Genomic DNA, 13871 nt, shown 5'->3' with positions numbered 1-13871 from the left:
TGCTTCGAGAAACGCACCGTTTCCTTTTTGGAGGGTGTTAGGTGCGTGTTCAGTCGGCTTCGGCGAACATCCCGACCAGAGTTTCGCGCAGCCAGCGTTGCGCTGGCACGGTGTCGTTGCGCTGGTGCCAGAACAGGCTGACGATGCGCGGCGGCGCGCGAAGCGGAAGCGGCATGGCGTGCAGGAACGGCGCGTGCCGGGATTGCGAGCGCAGGTCGCTCGGCAGCACGGCAATCAAGTCGGACTGCCGGACGACCTCGTAGGCGGCGCTGTAGTGATTGACGGTCGCGACCAGGTTGCGCGATAGCCCGCGCGAGGCCAGGAAGAGATCGTAGGACGGCAAGGTCTTGCCGGCGAGACTCACATCGACGTGCCCCGCGTTGAGGAAGGTCCGCGTGCTCAGCCGTTTCTGGGCCGCGAGCGGATGGCCGCGCCGCATGAAGCAGGCGTAGTCGACCGTCCAAAGCGAGCGCGAGCGGATGGCGGCCGGCTGTTGCGCCTCGTTGACATAGACGCTGAGCACGCAATCCACCCTGTTGTCCTCGAGCTGGTCGGCGATCTCGACGACGGTATTGGGCACGGTGTGGACGCGCGACTTCGGCGCAACCTTGCCGAGATGGCCGAGCAGGTTCGGCATCACCAGCGAGGAGACGTAGTCAGACATCGACAGGCTGAATTCGGTCTGTGCACGTGCAGGATCGAACACCTGCTCGTCGAGCGCACCGCGCACGCTTTCCAGGGCCTCGCCGATCGGCTCCCACAGTACCACGGCGCGCTGGGTCGGGCGGATACCGGTGCCGGCTCGCACGAACAGGGGATCGCCGAGCGCGTCGCGCAGCCGCGCGAGCGCGTTGCTGACCGCGGGCTGGGTCATCCGCAACGCATTCGCGGCGCGCGTGACGCTGCCCTCGGTCATCAGTGCCTCGAAGACTTTCAGGAGGTTGAGGTCGAGCGCGCGGAACGACACGTGCATTCACCACGGTGATATATCAGATCATAATTATAAATTATGACGATAATGTCATTTTGTCTATGGTTCCCTCCCGAGCGGCGCGCCGGGCCCGTGACAATCGAGGGGGACTTTCATGTCGATGATATCGGCGCGCATCGAGCGCCTTCCATTCGCGCGCTTCCACACGCATCTGCTGTTGATGGGCGGGCTCGGCTACATGTTCGACGCGATGGACGCGGCCGTGCTGGCGTTCATCCTGCCGGTGCTGCGCACGGCCTGGAATTTGTCGAGCGTCGAGATCGGCGTGCTCGGCAGCAGCACCTATATCGGCTTCCTGTTTGGCGCGTTGCTGGCGGGCACGCTGGGCGACCTGATCGGCCGCCGGGCGGTGATGATGTCGGCGCTGGCGCTCTATTGCGCGGCATCGATCGTGAGCGCGGCGGTCGACACCTGGCCATCCTTCTTCGCCGCCCGCGTCGTCGCCGGCATGGGCACCGGTGCCGAGAGCGCGATCATCGCGCCCTATCTCGCCGAGTTCGTCGCGCGGCGCTTCCGCGGCAGCTTCACCGGCGCGCTGGCCGGCTTCTTCTCCTTCGGTTTCGTCGCGGCGGCCTTGCTCGGCTACTTCATCGTTCCCGCCTATGAGAACGGCTGGCGCATCGTGCTGGTGATCACCGCCGTCCCGGTCGTCATGCTGTTGTGGTGGCGCAGGGCGCTGCCGGAATCGCCACGCTGGCTGGAAAGCCGGGGCAGGAGCAAGGAAGCCGAAGCCGTGCTGGACAGGATCGAAGCCGGCTTCGCCCGTGAGGGTCATGCGCTGTCGCAGCCAGTCGTCGATGCGGTCAGTCCGCCCTTCGCCGGGGGAACGCTGCTGGCCAATTTCGCCGCGCTGCTCGCCGGCCGGCAGGCGCGCATCACCATCATGACCTGGATCATGTGGCTGGCGATCACCTTCAGCTATTATTCCTTCTTCGTCTGGATTCCTGGCCTTCTGGTCCAGAATGGCATGAGCATCACCAAGAGCTTCGCCTATTCGATCGCGATCTATTGCGCGCAGATACCCGGCTATTTCAGCGCCGCCTGGTTCAACGAGCGCGTTGGCCGGCAGGCGACGATCGCGTCCTACATGGTGCTCGGCGGCGCCAGCGCGCTCGGACTCGCGTTCGCGCACAGCGACCAGCAGATCATGCTCGCGGGCATCTGCCTGTCGTTCTTCATGAACGGCACCTATGCGGGCGTCTATGCCTATACGGCGGAAGTGTTTCCGACGCCGGTCAGGACCACCGGCGCCGGCCTCGCTTCCGCGATCGGCCGCATCGGCGCGATCGTCTCGCCGATCCTGGTCGGCTATCTCTATCCCAATTTCGGCTTTGCCGGCGTGTTCGGCATCACCACCAGCGTTCTGCTGATCGGCGCGCTGACCGTCGTCCTGATGGGCGTGCGGACGCGCGGCCGCTCACTGGAAGAGATTGCGGCGGGTGAAGTCGCATGAGGAAGGCGAGACGCCAGGCCGATCCGCTGCTCTGCAATGTGGCGGCCGCGCAGGGCAGGGTGGAGCAGCCGAATGCCCTGTTCTCGGCGCTGGACGACGCGTTGAAATCGGCGATTGGGCACAAGCTGTTCACCATCCTGACCTATGACGGCGACAGCGGCGAAGCAGCGCGGGTCTATTCCAATCTCCCCGGCCCGTATCCGACCGGCGGACGCAAGCGCCTGGCGCCGGGCCCGTGGACCGAGGCCGTTCTCGATCGCGGCGAGGCCTATATCGGCCGCACGCAGGATGATTTGCGCAACGTCTTTCCCGACTACGAGCTGATCGCGTCGCTCGGCTGCGAGAGCGTGCTCAACATGCCCGTGCGCTGGCGCGGGCGCACGCTCGGCTCGCTCAACCTGCTGCACGAGTCAGGCTGGTACGGCGCGGACGACATCGCGGCGTGCCTTCCCTTTGCCCAGCTCGCGCTGCCCGCGCTGCTCACACAGTCCTGACCAGACAGGAAACGACCATGCCCAGCACCCTCTTCAAGAACGTCGCTCTGCTCGATCCGCTCCAGCCGGACCTGCTGGAGGGACATCACGTGCTGGTCGAGGACAATCTGATCAAGGAGGTCTCCGACCGGCCGCTCCAGGCCTCGGCCGATCGGACGATCGACCTGAAGGGCAAGACGTTGATGCCCGGCCTGATCGACCTGCATGTCCATGCGGTGGCGGTCGAGCTCAATCTGGCGCAGCAGGTGCACATGCCGAACGTGCTGGTGACGCTGCGCTCGACGCTGCTGCTGCGCGGCATGCTCCGGCGTGGCTTCACCACCGTCCGCGACGCCGGCGGGGCCGGCCATGCGCTGAAGCAGGCGATCGAGACCGGCCTGACCGAGGGCCCGCGACTGTTCGTCTCCGGCCGCGCATTGAGCCAGACCGGCGGGCATGGCGACATGCGGGCGCGCTCGGATTACCTCGCCAGCGACGCGCCGTGTCCCTGCTGCGTGCGTGTCGGCGCGCTGGCACGCGTTGCCGACGGCGTCGACGGCGTGCGCAAGGCGGCGCGCGAGGAGCTGCAGATGGGTGCCGACCAGATCAAGATCATGGCATCCGGCGGCGTCGCCTCGCCAACCGATCCGGTCGGCGCCTTCGGCTACTTCGAGGACGAGATCCGCGCCATCGTCGAGGAGGCGCACGGGCGCCAGACCTATGTGCTGGCCCATGCCTACACCGCTGCCGCCATCGCGCGCGCCGTTCGCTGCGGCGTGCGCACGATCGAGCACGGCAATCTGGTCGATGCTCCGACTGCGCGCTTGATGGCCGAGAAGGGCGCCTATGTGGTGCCGACGCTCGTCACCTATGAAGCGCTGGCGAACGAGGGCGCCCAATACGGTCTGCCGCCCGAGAGCGTGGCCAAGATCGCCGATGTTCGCGACGCCGGGCTGCGTTCCCTCGCGATCTACCGCGACGCCGGCGTGAAGATGGGGTTCGGCAGCGATCTGCTTGGCCCGTCGCAGCGCCTGCAGAGCGACGAATTCCGCATCCGCGCCGAAATTCTCGGCTCGCGCGCCGTGATCGCCAGCGCGACATTGATCGGCGCCGAGGTGCTGGGCATGGAAGGCAAGCTAGGCCGGATCGCGCCCGAGACCATCGCGGACCTGCTGGTAGTCGACGGCAATCCGCTGCGCGACGTTTCCTGCCTGCTCGGCCAGGGCGAGCACATTCCGCTGGTGATGAAGGCAGGCAAGGTCCAGTTCGACAGGCTGAACGCCTAGAGCATGATCCGGAAAAGTGTGAAGCGGTTTTCCGAAAAGATCATGCTCAGACCAAAAACTAAAGCGCGATGACGATTCATCCCAACCTCATCGCGCTTTAGCTCTACCGCCACATCCCCCGCATCTTCGCGCCGATGTCGATCTTCGGGCCCTGCGCCGCGGTGCGGCCTGCGCCGGCAGCGGCCTTCGGCCAGGCGGTGCGCTCGAACAGGTAGACCAGCTGCTCCGGGATGAAGCGGGTGCGCGAGGCGTAGACGTGGCGGTCGCCCTTGGCGGTCTGGCCGTGGACGAAGAAGCGCTGCGGCACGACAAGATGAAGATCGTCCTTGGCGCGCGTCATCGCGACATAGAGCAGGCGGCGCTCCTCCTCGAGCTCGGCGCTGGTGCCGGCGCCGAGGTCGGACGGCATGCAGCCGTCGACGACGTTGAGCACGAACACCGACTTCCATTCCTGGCCCTTGGCGGAATGGATGGTGGAGAGGATCAGGTAGTCCTCGTCGCGCAAGGGCGGCCCGGATTTGTCGCTGGTCGCATCGGGTGGATCGAGCGTGAGCTCGGTCAAAAATTTCTCGCGCGAGGCGTAGCCGCTCGCGATCTGCTCGAGCTGCATCAAATCGGCACGCCGCGTCTCGGCATCCTCATGAATGCGGTCGAGATGCGGCTCGTACCACAACCGTACGCGCTCGAGATCGACCGGCCATTCCGAGTAGCGCAAATTCTGGGTCGTGCGGACGAAGTCGGTCCAATCGGCGCCGGCGCGAGCAGGCGCCGGAAGCTGACCGAGCGCGGCCAGCGGATCGGTGCTTTCGGCCATCTGGTCGAGCACGCGCTGCGCCGTGGCGGGTCCGATGCCCGGCAACAGATGCAGGATGCGGAAGCCTGCGACGCGGTCGCGCGGATTCTCCGCGAAACGCAAGAGGGCCAGCACGTCCTTGACGTGCGCTGCATCGAGGAATTTCAGCCCGCCGAACTTGACGAAGGGAATGTTGCGGCGGGTCAGCTCGATCTCCAGCGGGCCGGAATGCGAGGAGGTTCGGAACAGCACCGCCTGGTGCTTCAAGAGCGCGCCTTGCTCGCGATTGGCCAGCACCTGTTCGACGATGTAGCGGGCCTGGTCGGCCTCGTCGTGCACGGTGACGAGCTGCGGCTTGTGCGACGAGGCGCGGTCGGTCCAGAGGTTCTTGGTGAAGCGCTCGCGCGCGAGCCCGATGACGCCGTTGGCCGCCGCCAGCACCGCTTGGGTCGAGCGGTAATTGCGGTCGAGCGTGATCATTTCCGCGCGCGGCGAGAAGCTCTGCGGAAACTCCAGGATGTTGCGCACGGTGGCGGCACGGAACGAATAGATCGACTGTGCGTCGTCGCCGACCACGGTGAGGCCGCGGCCGTCGGGTTTCAGCGCCAGCAGGATCGAGGATTGCAGGCGGTTGGTGTCCTGGTATTCGTCGACCAGCACGTGATCGAAGCGGCCGCCGATCTCTTCCGCGATCAGCGCATCGCTCATCATCTGCGACCAGTAGAGCAGAAGATCGTCGTAATCGAGCACGTGCTGGGCCTGCTTGGCCTCGACATAGGCCGCGAACAGGCCTTTCAGCTCGGCCGCCCAGCCGGCGCACCAGGGATAGTGCACCCCTAACACCTTCTCGATCTCCATCTCGGCATTGACGCAGCGCGAGTAGATCGACAGGCACGTGCCCTTGGCGGGGAAGCGGCTCTCGGTTTTCGACAGGCCGCGCTCGTGCCGGACCAGGTTCATCAGGTCGGCGGAGTCCTCGCGGTCGTGGATGGTGAAGGCGGGATCGATGCCGATGCGCTCGGCATATTCGCGCAAGAGCCGCGCACCGATGCCGTGGAAGGTGCCGGCCCAGGTGAGCGCATCGCGCATGATCGCGGCGTTGTTCTCACCCAGCACTTTTCGGGCGATGCGTTCCACGCGGCCGGCCATCTCGGCCGCGGCGCGGCGGGAGAACGTCATCAACAGGATGCGGCGCGGATCGGCGCCTGCGACGATCAGATGCGCGACGCGGTGGGCGAGCGTGTTGGTCTTGCCGGAGCCGGCACCGGCAATGACGAGCAGGGGAGCGCCCACGGTCGCGCCTTCGGCCACGCCATGCTCGACGGCGCGGCGCTGCTCCGCATTGAGCGTGTCCAGATATGTCGCCACGAATCGCCCCGGTGAAAGGGGGAGAGTCGGCGATCCCGTCGCGAATCGCAATGCAGCTGGACGAAACCGGGTTTAGGATTTAGGGGGAAAGACGGCCCGAAGTTCCAGCCCGAGAAACGCGTCCCTGGCATGACCGAGCTCAAGCCCGACCAGTTCGAGATGCGGCGGCTGGAATCGCTCAGCAACACCATTTTTGGTGTCGCCATGACGCTGCTCGCCTACGACCTGCCCAAGGCCGCGGTGTTCACCAGCGCCCCCGGCTGGAGCGATCTTGCCCATGTCTATTCCGGCAAGCTTGCCGGCTTTGCGCTCAGCTTCATCATCGCCGGCGTGTTCTGGATCAGCCATCACCGGCGCCTGGCGCGCCAGCCCATTGGCAGCCGCGGCGCGGTGATCCTGAATTTGTTCTTCCTGCTCTCGATCGTGCTGCTGCCGGTGACCAACGGCCTCTACACCAATTACGGCATGAGCAACGCGGTGGCGGTGCTCTACGGCCTGCACCTGACCGCGATCGCCGGCCTCAATGCCTGGCTGTGGTGGACCATCCTGGGCGGCTGGCGCCACGAGATCATGGCCTCGATGTTTCCGCTGCTCGTGTTCATTCCGGGCACGGTCGTTGCCGCGTTCGCGCCGCATATCGCGCCCTTCGTCTGGTTCATCGCCTTTGGCGGGCTCGTGATCCAGCGCTTCACCATCGCGCGGTCCGAGCTAGACCCGTAAGCGGCACCTCACGGGGATGTCGCGCCGAACCCGTCGGCCGGCACGTAAAGCTTGACCGGGCGGATTTCGTAGACCGCCGTCGGATTGACTGCACGCAGCTTCCGCGCCGCCGCGATCGCCTCATCCTCGGTGGCGCATTCCATCAGGTGAAAGCCCAGAAGCTGCTCCTTGGTCTCGGCAAACGGGCCGTCCAGCACCATGCCCGCGCCGGGGCCCCGCAAGGTGCGGGCTTTCCGGGTCTCGTCCAGACGGGCGGCCGGCCCAAACTGTCCGCTTGCTCTCAGGGGCGCCTGAACCTCGATGACTTTGGCCACGACCGCGGCGTCCTCCTCCGGCGTCCAGGACAAGACCTCGTCTTCCACGTGATAGGCCAGGATGGCGTACAGCATCGTCACCTCTTTTTTTCTGCGCAAGCCCCAAGGACGTAGCACGGCAGCCCGTGCCGACAATCCCGAAGCAAAATATTGCGCGGCAAGCAAGCGACGAAACCGTCCTGAAACCCGATTGCGGCCGCGCCGTGTGAACGCCCCCGGAAGCGGTCGCGACTGATGACCACAAACAACAAGGTTTTTGCTGGAGGCGGCTATGTCGGGTCACACCATCAAGATCATCTGCGACGCGCGTCGGGCGGGGCAATCGGAGCCGGCCGAGCTGCACGACCAGGCCGGCCATCACCGCTATTACGGCAGCTCGGCCGAGAACGGCGGCGAGCGGATCGTGGAGAGCCGGCGCGGCAAACGCCCGCGTGCGCTCAACATCTGCGGCTTTTGAAGGCGTCGACGAGACCGTGACTCGACATGGACGTCCTGCATATATCGATCGCGGCGATGCCGTTCCTGCTCTCGCTGGCGAGCCGGACCGGCAAGGCGATCGCGCCGTGCCTGCTTGCGAGCATCTTCACCGTGCTCCTCTCCGGAGAGCCCCACCGCGCCGTCATGGCCTGGTGCGTCGGCATGCTGATTGCCTCCGTGGCATTCCGTGAGCGGCTTCGCGCGAGCTGAGCCGGCGGGCGGTCTCGACCCTCGATTAAGACAAATCGCAAAAGAAAAGGCGCGGCGGGGAGGCCCCGTCGCGCCCGATTTCTTGCTCGCTGGTCCAGGGCTGAGAGCGCCCCGATGCCAAGCTTTGTCGAGAGCTTAGCGGGCGATCCCAGCGAGGTGACAGCGCTTGAGATAAGACACTGGATCACCTCCTTTCGTTGGTTTCGGGAGATTCCAATATAGGTTGTAAGGCCGCAGCTGTTAAGGGCAGCCCGATTGGCCGGAACCGAGGCCTGTTCGTAAGGCCGGCAAGCTGCGAAAAGTCACCGTCGCGGCAGTTGAGACCGTCGTCCGGCCGTGTTAGGGAGCCCCTGTCGCGGGTGTAGCTCAATGGTAGAGCAGCAGCCTTCCAAGCTGAATACGAGGGTTCGATTCCCTTCACCCGCTCCAACGAGATTTCCCCAACGAAAGCAGCCTTTAAGCATTTTTTCTGAGAAAGTTTTTGCCGTCTTTATCAATTTTCATACAACCCCCGTACAACGAGACACGAATCCTGCGTTAGCGGTAGCGAAGCCTTGTTCGACGAATGGCTAAAGGAAAGCGGCAGTCGAATCCGTGGAATTGCCGGCGGCATTTTCATCGGGACGCGCGCTAAATTGGCTGCGCCTTTGTCGCACCAGAGGCCTCGCCGAGCGTCGTCGATCACACAATCAAGACAGCAGACGCGGTCATCGTCGTCAGGCGGAACCATCGATTATATTTATCAGAATCCTTCCGGCGCCGAGGCCTGCCCAAAAACCAGCCATCACTGCAACACCGAGCTTCCAGCGAGTTTGTTCCGTGCGACCTCCCGCCATGTCTTGAGATCCAGCGCGGACGGCGCCGACGAAAATCCGGGATGCGCACGCCACTCGCCAGCGAGCGTGTGAGTGAGCCCGCTCTCGGTCCGTCGCGAGACCCTGATGCGCGCGATCGTCTCGACTAAGCCGCAGTCTTGCCTGAGGCGAGCGGCGTCGAAGGCAGCCAAAATGCCGGATTGTTTCACGAGGTGTGCACGAGCGGGTCGGCCACGATCATCTGGCTGCCAATGTCGAAGCATCGCTCCCGGTTGCACGCCATCAATAATACGCCGCGAGTGGGCTGCGCAGCCTGTGCGCTGAAGATCAAAAGACGCGGTTTCCGCTCCCCGGTTCATGCATATTTGGACCTCGAAAAACTCAGCCGCGGAAGCTCAGTCGGGCCAATGATGGATTGGAACGAGAGTTCAAGTTTTTCAACTGCTTAAGGGCCGGCGTGTGCACGACGTGTGCACCGGGAGATCAAGAAAAATCTTGCGAAAGCCAAGGTGAGCAGGGCAGGCGTATGGGTTGAACAGACCGGCATTGCTATTTTACCTGCGCTGAACTTCTGCTTGGTGGGAGCGAGGTGTGAGGAGTAATCCCGACACACGTCTTCAATCGGGATGATGGCCTTACCTCCGTACTGCGCCATCAAAAGGAATGCAGTATTCATTGGGCGAGATCTCAATCGCTCATTATTCTATCTAGCTTGAGAGCTTCCGGCTTGTGAGATCTATCTCCGTCGGCAGCGGCGTTTGGCTTGCCTAGCGTAGTAATAGGAGCGCTCGGCGCGTGCGGCTCTCTGCAATCGGCAAGAAGGGCCGTGCATGGCGCGGCTAACTTGGGGCACCTCAGTAGCTTTCTTTGAGTTCGAACCTGCAAGCACACCGTTATGAGCGACGGGATAGCGATTGGCTTCGGTGATTTTGCTGACTTTTTGTTTGAATCTGATCGCGTTCGTTGCGCTTCGGCTGGGTCGTTTCTGGTGCCAAACTGGGGCAGTAACGCGTGCTCATGCAGACGAGCGTGAAGGATAGCGAAGCCGCATTTAGCTTCACGAAGCTGCGCTTCTCCTTCTCTCCGTAAACGATGTTGAGCGTGTCGAATAGCGACTTCATGGCCGCGTTCGCGCTCCAGAGCGAGATAGCAAGGCCGATCGCGAAGGTGAGACCGAGCGTCTGATTGCCCTTCGAGGCCACGCGCGTGAGCTGCTCCCTCGCGACCTCGACGGGCGCCGGCGGGAAGCAATCCGGGAGATCTGGTCGAGCTGCTTGGCGATGCTGCCGGGATCCGAGAAGAGCCGGTAGATCGCGACGAGAGCCGCAAGCGGAAAGATTGCGAGCAGGCTGTAGTAGGTCATGCTCGGCTCGACCACATGCACTGGGGCATCGAGATGGCCCGCAAGGGCGGTGTCCCTGCCGACCGGGTCCTGAACGCGATGACGCTTCCCGAGATCATGCGCTACCACCGCCAGAAGCGCCGCTCGATTGCTCGCGCCGCCTGATGTCGAGTGGCGACGATCTGTCGCTCGAGGGAAGGGTGGTGGCGGTCGCCGCCGATCGCGGGCACCACTTCAGCAAGCCAACACAGGACCGCATACTCCTGGTGGAAGGCCACAGCGTCGAAGGCGAGGCCCATGCCGGTCCCTTCGTGCGGCACCGCTATCTCGCCCGCCGCCGACCCCGACTTCCCAATCTGCGGCAGGTCCACCTGATCCCATTCGAGCTCTTCGCATGAAGGCCGATTTCGAGGTCGGCGGCCTTTGTCGGATCCCAGGCGCGCTTCGTCCAGTCGAGATCGTCCAGCGAGCCCTTTCCGCCGCGGTGCAGGCCGCTGCTGACCAGCCGACCGGGAGGCCCGATCAGCGCCGTCAGCATGTACGGCGCCAGTGGATGGCCCCCGGGGGTCGTGCCGGGGCTCCGCTCCGCGTAGACGCCGGAATTGTGAATGACCGCATGGCCGATCGCGTTGACCTGACCCGCGTGCCGCGAGCGCGTGGAAGCACGCCCTTGACGGGGGAGGGTGGTCATCCATATACCATCCCTTAGGACGCTAGCTGGATGGTAGTTCGGTGCCAAGCAACATTCACGAAATCGGGCGAAAGCCGTCCGACACCGAAAAAATCACGATCAATCTTGGTTTTGTCGATCTCGGTCAGGTCGATTTGATGGTGCAGGAAGGCTTCTACTCCAACCGCACGGATTTCATCCGGACCGCGATCCGCAACCAGCTCGAACGCCATGCCGACGTGGTCAAGCAGTCCACGGCGCGAAAGAGCCTGGACCTGGGTTTGCGAAACTACAGCCGCGAGGATCTCGAGGCGGCGCGGCGGGCGGGCGAGATGCTGCACATCAATGTTCTGGGCCTCGCCACCATCGCCCCGGACGTCACGCCCGAGCTTGCCCGCGCGACGATTGCATCGGTCTCTGTGCTGGGGGCCCTGCATGCCAGTCCGGCGGTCAAGTCCGCTCTCGCCGACAGGACGAGGTAAGGTCATGCTGAACCAGGACATCATTCGCGAAGCCACACGCCTCACGCGCGCGGGCCAACTCGTCGAGGCCACCGCGCTGCTTCAGCGCATGCTTCGGGGCGAGAAAGAGCGGGGCGCTGCCGCACCGAGGACCGGCCACCCTTCCCTTGCTCCAGGAAGAGAGCCGCCGACGATCGACGCCAAGGCGAAAGCCGCCGAGACGAGGCGTCCGCGTCGCACGGCCCGGCCGCCAGCGGACCTTGCCAACAGCATCCACGGGCTCGGACTCGGACGATCGCTGGGCCGCGCCCCGCCGTCTACGGCGGATATCGTACCGGACGGCGCCAGGTTCATCGAAGGCGTCTACGCAAATGCCGCGGGAAGCCGCACCTACCGGCTCTTCATCCCGAGCGGCTATCATGGCCAGGCCATTCCGCTGGTAGTCATGCTCCACGGCTGCACGCAGTCGCCGGAGGATTTCGCCGCCGGCACGCGGATGAACTTCATCGCCGAAGAACAGACCTGCTTCGTGGCATATCCCGCGCAGCGGGCGGAAGCGAACCAGGCGAAATGCTGGAACTGGTTTCGGCCGGCCGATCAGCAGCGCGGCAGAGGCGAGCCCTCGCTCATCGCCGGCATCACCCGCCAGATCATGCGCGACCATTCGGTCGATCCGGAACGCGTCTACGTCGCCGGACTGTCCGCCGGGGCCGCTGCCGCGGCCGTCATGGGATCGACGTACGGCGATCTGTACGCAGCGATCGGCATTCATTCCGGACTGGCCTGCGGAGCAGCCAGCGACCTTCCCTCCGCGCTGATGGCCATGAAGCAAGGCGGCGGACTTGAGGAAGCGCCGAGCGATGGCCCGCCCGTGCCGACAATCGTCTTTCACGGCGATCGCGACACGACGGTGCATTCCAAAAACGGCGTTCGGATCGTCCGCCAGTCGATCGGCGGGTCCCGCACGAAGGCCAAGGTGCATCGCGGGCGGGTACCTGGAGGACATGCCTACACCCGCACGGTCCACACCGACGCCGGCGGGCGCGGAATCCTCGAACACTGGGAAATCCACGGAGCCGGACACGCATGGTCGGGAGGCAGCCCCGCTGGATCCTACACCGATCCGGACGGACCGGATGCGACGAGGGAGATGCTGCGATTCTTTCTCGAACATTCACTGCAGCGGAGACGAAACTACTAGCGTCACTGAGGACCCAACGATCAGGTCTTGGGCTTGTGCTTGACGGCCGCGTCGCGAGCCAGCCGCTCCGCCTTCAGGCGCTCCCGGTTCGCATGGAATGCCTGTTGGTCGCGTCTCATACTCTGACGCCGGCGCCTTGGCGCCCGCATCTCGAAACACCTTTCGAGCTTCGGCCGCGGTCGGCACTTTCCGGCCCGATATGCTATTGCTCATTGCTCCTTCCTCCGGGCGCAAACGGTCCTTGCGCTATAACTGCGCATTCGGACCGCCAACCTAGTGGGTAGGTTTTCCCCCGGCGGGCTTTGGGGGAAGTGCCAGGGGCGGAGATTCGACGTCTCGCAAAGCCGTTAGTTCCAATCGGTTCACGGTGCTCGCACCTGACCTTCACGCGCCTCAGGCCGACCTGCGCTGCGGCTTGGAGGCCGGCCTCTTGGCTGCCGCCTCCTTCGCCGGCTTCTTGCCCTCGATCGGCATCAGCATCTCGCGCTGGCCGCTCGCCGCCTTCTTGGGCTTCTTGGCTGGCTTGCCGCCTTCGCTGACGCGACTTCCTGACCCACGCTCCGCCGCAGCGCCTCAGGTCGACCACGTCGCCGCCCGCGGCCCCTTCGCCGTGATCGGCTTGCCTGCGCGCTTCCGGTTGACCAGATCGATCAGTTCGGTTTCGTAGTGGTCCTCGAATTGCGCGATCGGCCCTGATCTGCTTCCGCACGGACTCGTCATCCGGTTTTGGCCTAAAGATCGGTGTCTGAGCCGCCGTGACTGACGACCACAGGATGAGTAGTGCGACGATGAGGGGTGTCTTCAACCTGCCGTTGGCGCGTCGCGGCTGGGTCGCCCGATTTTGTTTGGGCCGCTTGCTAAGTCAGATAACGGCCGAAACGCTCCCCCGCGGCGTCAACGGCGACCTTTGCGAGGCCCAATTCCTCAGTGAGAGAAGAGGCAGCCTCCAAATGGTGAGCTAACATTCTATAGCGGGCGGAAGCCCTATGCTCCGAATGGAGGGTCGCCTTCTCGTCCGTCAGTTCACTGATGTCGTATCGAAGGAGCGTCTGCGCGAGCACTTCTGTCGCGCCATCAAGCACGGAATTAAGATCGACTAACTGAAGATCGACCGCGTCACATCTGGCACACATTCGAAGTTTCCGCTTCAGCAAAGGGTGGGAGAGCGCACCTCCCCGCCGGCGCTCGTAAGGCAGGTGCCAAGACCGGCGATGCGGACTAAAGCCCTACAGGCCGAAATGTTTCAAAATACCTGGGAATTGGTCACTAACCGCTCCACGGGATTGATAGGTTCCAC

At 64.2% G+C, this 13871-nt stretch carries 15 protein-coding genes, 1 tRNA gene and 2 pseudogenes; 12 read left to right on the top strand and 6 right to left on the bottom strand.

The annotated features are described in order from the left end of the window. Positions 1-49: 49 nt before the first annotated feature. Positions 50-973 (bottom strand): LysR family transcriptional regulator, encoded by a 924-nt coding sequence (locus LRP30_RS25320; RefSeq protein ID WP_128933058.1) that lies wholly within the window; start codon positions 971-973, stop codon positions 50-52. A gap of 112 nt (positions 974-1085) precedes the next feature. Here LRP30_RS25320 and LRP30_RS25315 point away from each other — a divergent pair, with 112 nt between their 5' ends. The 3 genes from LRP30_RS25315 to LRP30_RS25305 are packed head-to-tail and all read left to right on the top strand — an operon-like array spanning position 1086 to position 4203. After that, complete coding sequence (locus LRP30_RS25315) at positions 1086-2444, top strand: MFS transporter (RefSeq protein WP_128933059.1); 1359 nt, start codon at positions 1086-1088, stop codon at positions 2442-2444. Continuing rightward, entirely contained in the window at positions 2441-2938 is a 498-nt protein-coding gene (locus LRP30_RS25310) for a GAF domain-containing protein (RefSeq protein ID WP_128933060.1), read from the top strand. The genes LRP30_RS25315 and LRP30_RS25310 overlap by 4 nt, the downstream gene beginning before the upstream one ends. Before the next feature lie 17 nt (positions 2939-2955). Beyond that, complete coding sequence (locus LRP30_RS25305; protein WP_128933061.1) at positions 2956-4203, top strand: amidohydrolase family protein; 1248 nt, start codon at positions 2956-2958, stop codon at positions 4201-4203. Between the two features lie 103 nt (positions 4204-4306). On the opposite strand, the gene LRP30_RS25300 is transcribed toward LRP30_RS25305, so the two are convergent. After that, positions 4307-6364, bottom strand: coding sequence for an ATP-dependent helicase (locus tag LRP30_RS25300; RefSeq protein ID WP_249756608.1), 2058 nt, complete (start codon positions 6362-6364; stop codon positions 4307-4309). 129 nt (positions 6365-6493) lie between these two features. On the opposite strand from LRP30_RS25300, the gene LRP30_RS25295 reads away from it, so the two are divergent. Further along, positions 6494-7084, top strand: coding sequence for a TMEM175 family protein (locus LRP30_RS25295; RefSeq protein ID WP_128933063.1), 591 nt, complete (start codon positions 6494-6496; stop codon positions 7082-7084). Positions 7085-7092: 8 nt separating this feature from the next. Here the strand turns inward: LRP30_RS25295 and LRP30_RS25290 are convergent, their stop codons facing one another. Beyond that, a complete protein-coding gene (locus LRP30_RS25290; protein WP_164934806.1) occupies positions 7093-7473 on the bottom strand; it encodes a YciI family protein in 381 nt (126 codons plus the stop codon). A gap of 196 nt (positions 7474-7669) precedes the next feature. On the opposite strand from LRP30_RS25290, the gene LRP30_RS25285 reads away from it, so the two are divergent. The 3 genes from LRP30_RS25285 to LRP30_RS25275 all read left to right on the top strand — a co-directional run bounded on the left by LRP30_RS25285 (position 7670) and on the right by LRP30_RS25275 (position 8514). Continuing rightward, positions 7670-7855 (top strand): hypothetical protein, encoded by a 186-nt coding sequence (locus tag LRP30_RS25285; RefSeq protein ID WP_128933064.1) that lies wholly within the window; start codon positions 7670-7672, stop codon positions 7853-7855. A gap of 26 nt (positions 7856-7881) precedes the next feature. Continuing rightward, entirely contained in the window at positions 7882-8085 is a 204-nt protein-coding gene (locus LRP30_RS25280; protein ID WP_091889509.1) for a hypothetical protein, read from the top strand. Between the two features lie 355 nt (positions 8086-8440). Beyond that, positions 8441-8514: transfer RNA gene (locus tag LRP30_RS25275), tRNA-Gly, on the top strand. Between the two features lie 831 nt (positions 8515-9345). On the opposite strand, the gene LRP30_RS25270 is transcribed toward LRP30_RS25275, so the two are convergent. Together LRP30_RS25270 and LRP30_RS25265 are read right to left on the bottom strand one after the other, a co-directional pair. After that, positions 9346-9555 (bottom strand): pyocin activator PrtN family protein, encoded by a 210-nt coding sequence (locus LRP30_RS25270; protein ID WP_245473676.1) that lies wholly within the window; start codon positions 9553-9555, stop codon positions 9346-9348. Positions 9556-9925: 370 nt separating this feature from the next. After that, a pseudogene (locus LRP30_RS25265) lies at positions 9926-10263 on the bottom strand (YhjD/YihY/BrkB family envelope integrity protein); the annotation flags it as partial. Positions 10264-10278: 15 nt separating this feature from the next. On the opposite strand from LRP30_RS25265, the gene LRP30_RS45020 reads away from it, so the two are divergent. Further along, entirely contained in the window at positions 10279-10407 is a 129-nt protein-coding gene (locus tag LRP30_RS45020; protein ID WP_256477623.1) for a hypothetical protein, read from the top strand. After that, positions 10407-10640: a hypothetical protein gene (locus LRP30_RS25260; protein ID WP_245473677.1), complete on the top strand. Its 234-nt coding sequence runs from the start codon at positions 10407-10409 to the stop codon at positions 10638-10640. The genes LRP30_RS45020 and LRP30_RS25260 overlap by 1 nt, the downstream gene beginning before the upstream one ends. Positions 10641-10660: 20 nt before the next feature. On the opposite strand, the pseudogene LRP30_RS25255 reads toward LRP30_RS25260, so the two are convergent. After that, positions 10661-10906 (bottom strand): annotated as a pseudogene (locus LRP30_RS25255) (daunorubicin C-13 ketoreductase); the annotation flags it as partial. A gap of 68 nt (positions 10907-10974) precedes the next feature. Between LRP30_RS25255 and LRP30_RS25250 the strand changes: the two are divergent. The 3 genes from LRP30_RS25250 to LRP30_RS25235 all read left to right on the top strand — a co-directional run bounded on the left by LRP30_RS25250 (position 10975) and on the right by LRP30_RS25235 (position 13241). Next, positions 10975-11394 carry a CopG family transcriptional regulator gene (locus LRP30_RS25250; RefSeq protein ID WP_128933066.1) on the top strand — a complete coding sequence of 140 codons (420 nt, stop codon included), beginning with the start codon at positions 10975-10977 and terminating at the stop codon, positions 11392-11394. 4 nt (positions 11395-11398) lie between these two features. Further along, the gene (locus tag LRP30_RS25245) at positions 11399-12574 is read left to right on the top strand and encodes a PHB depolymerase family esterase (RefSeq protein ID WP_249756607.1); all 1176 of its coding nucleotides are present in this window, start codon (positions 11399-11401) and stop codon (positions 12572-12574) included. 430 nt (positions 12575-13004) lie between these two features. Next, on the top strand, positions 13005-13241 hold the full coding sequence (locus LRP30_RS25235; protein ID WP_164940594.1) for a hypothetical protein: 237 nt from the start codon (positions 13005-13007) through the stop codon (positions 13239-13241). Positions 13242-13871: the final 630 nt, after the last annotated feature.

It is taken from the genome of Bradyrhizobium sp. C-145, assembly GCF_023375135.1.
Classification (GTDB): domain Bacteria; phylum Pseudomonadota; class Alphaproteobacteria; order Rhizobiales; family Xanthobacteraceae; genus Bradyrhizobium; species Bradyrhizobium zhanjiangense.
Note: the sequence above shows the minus strand (reverse complement) of the source record. Positions and strands in the feature narration are given on the sequence as shown.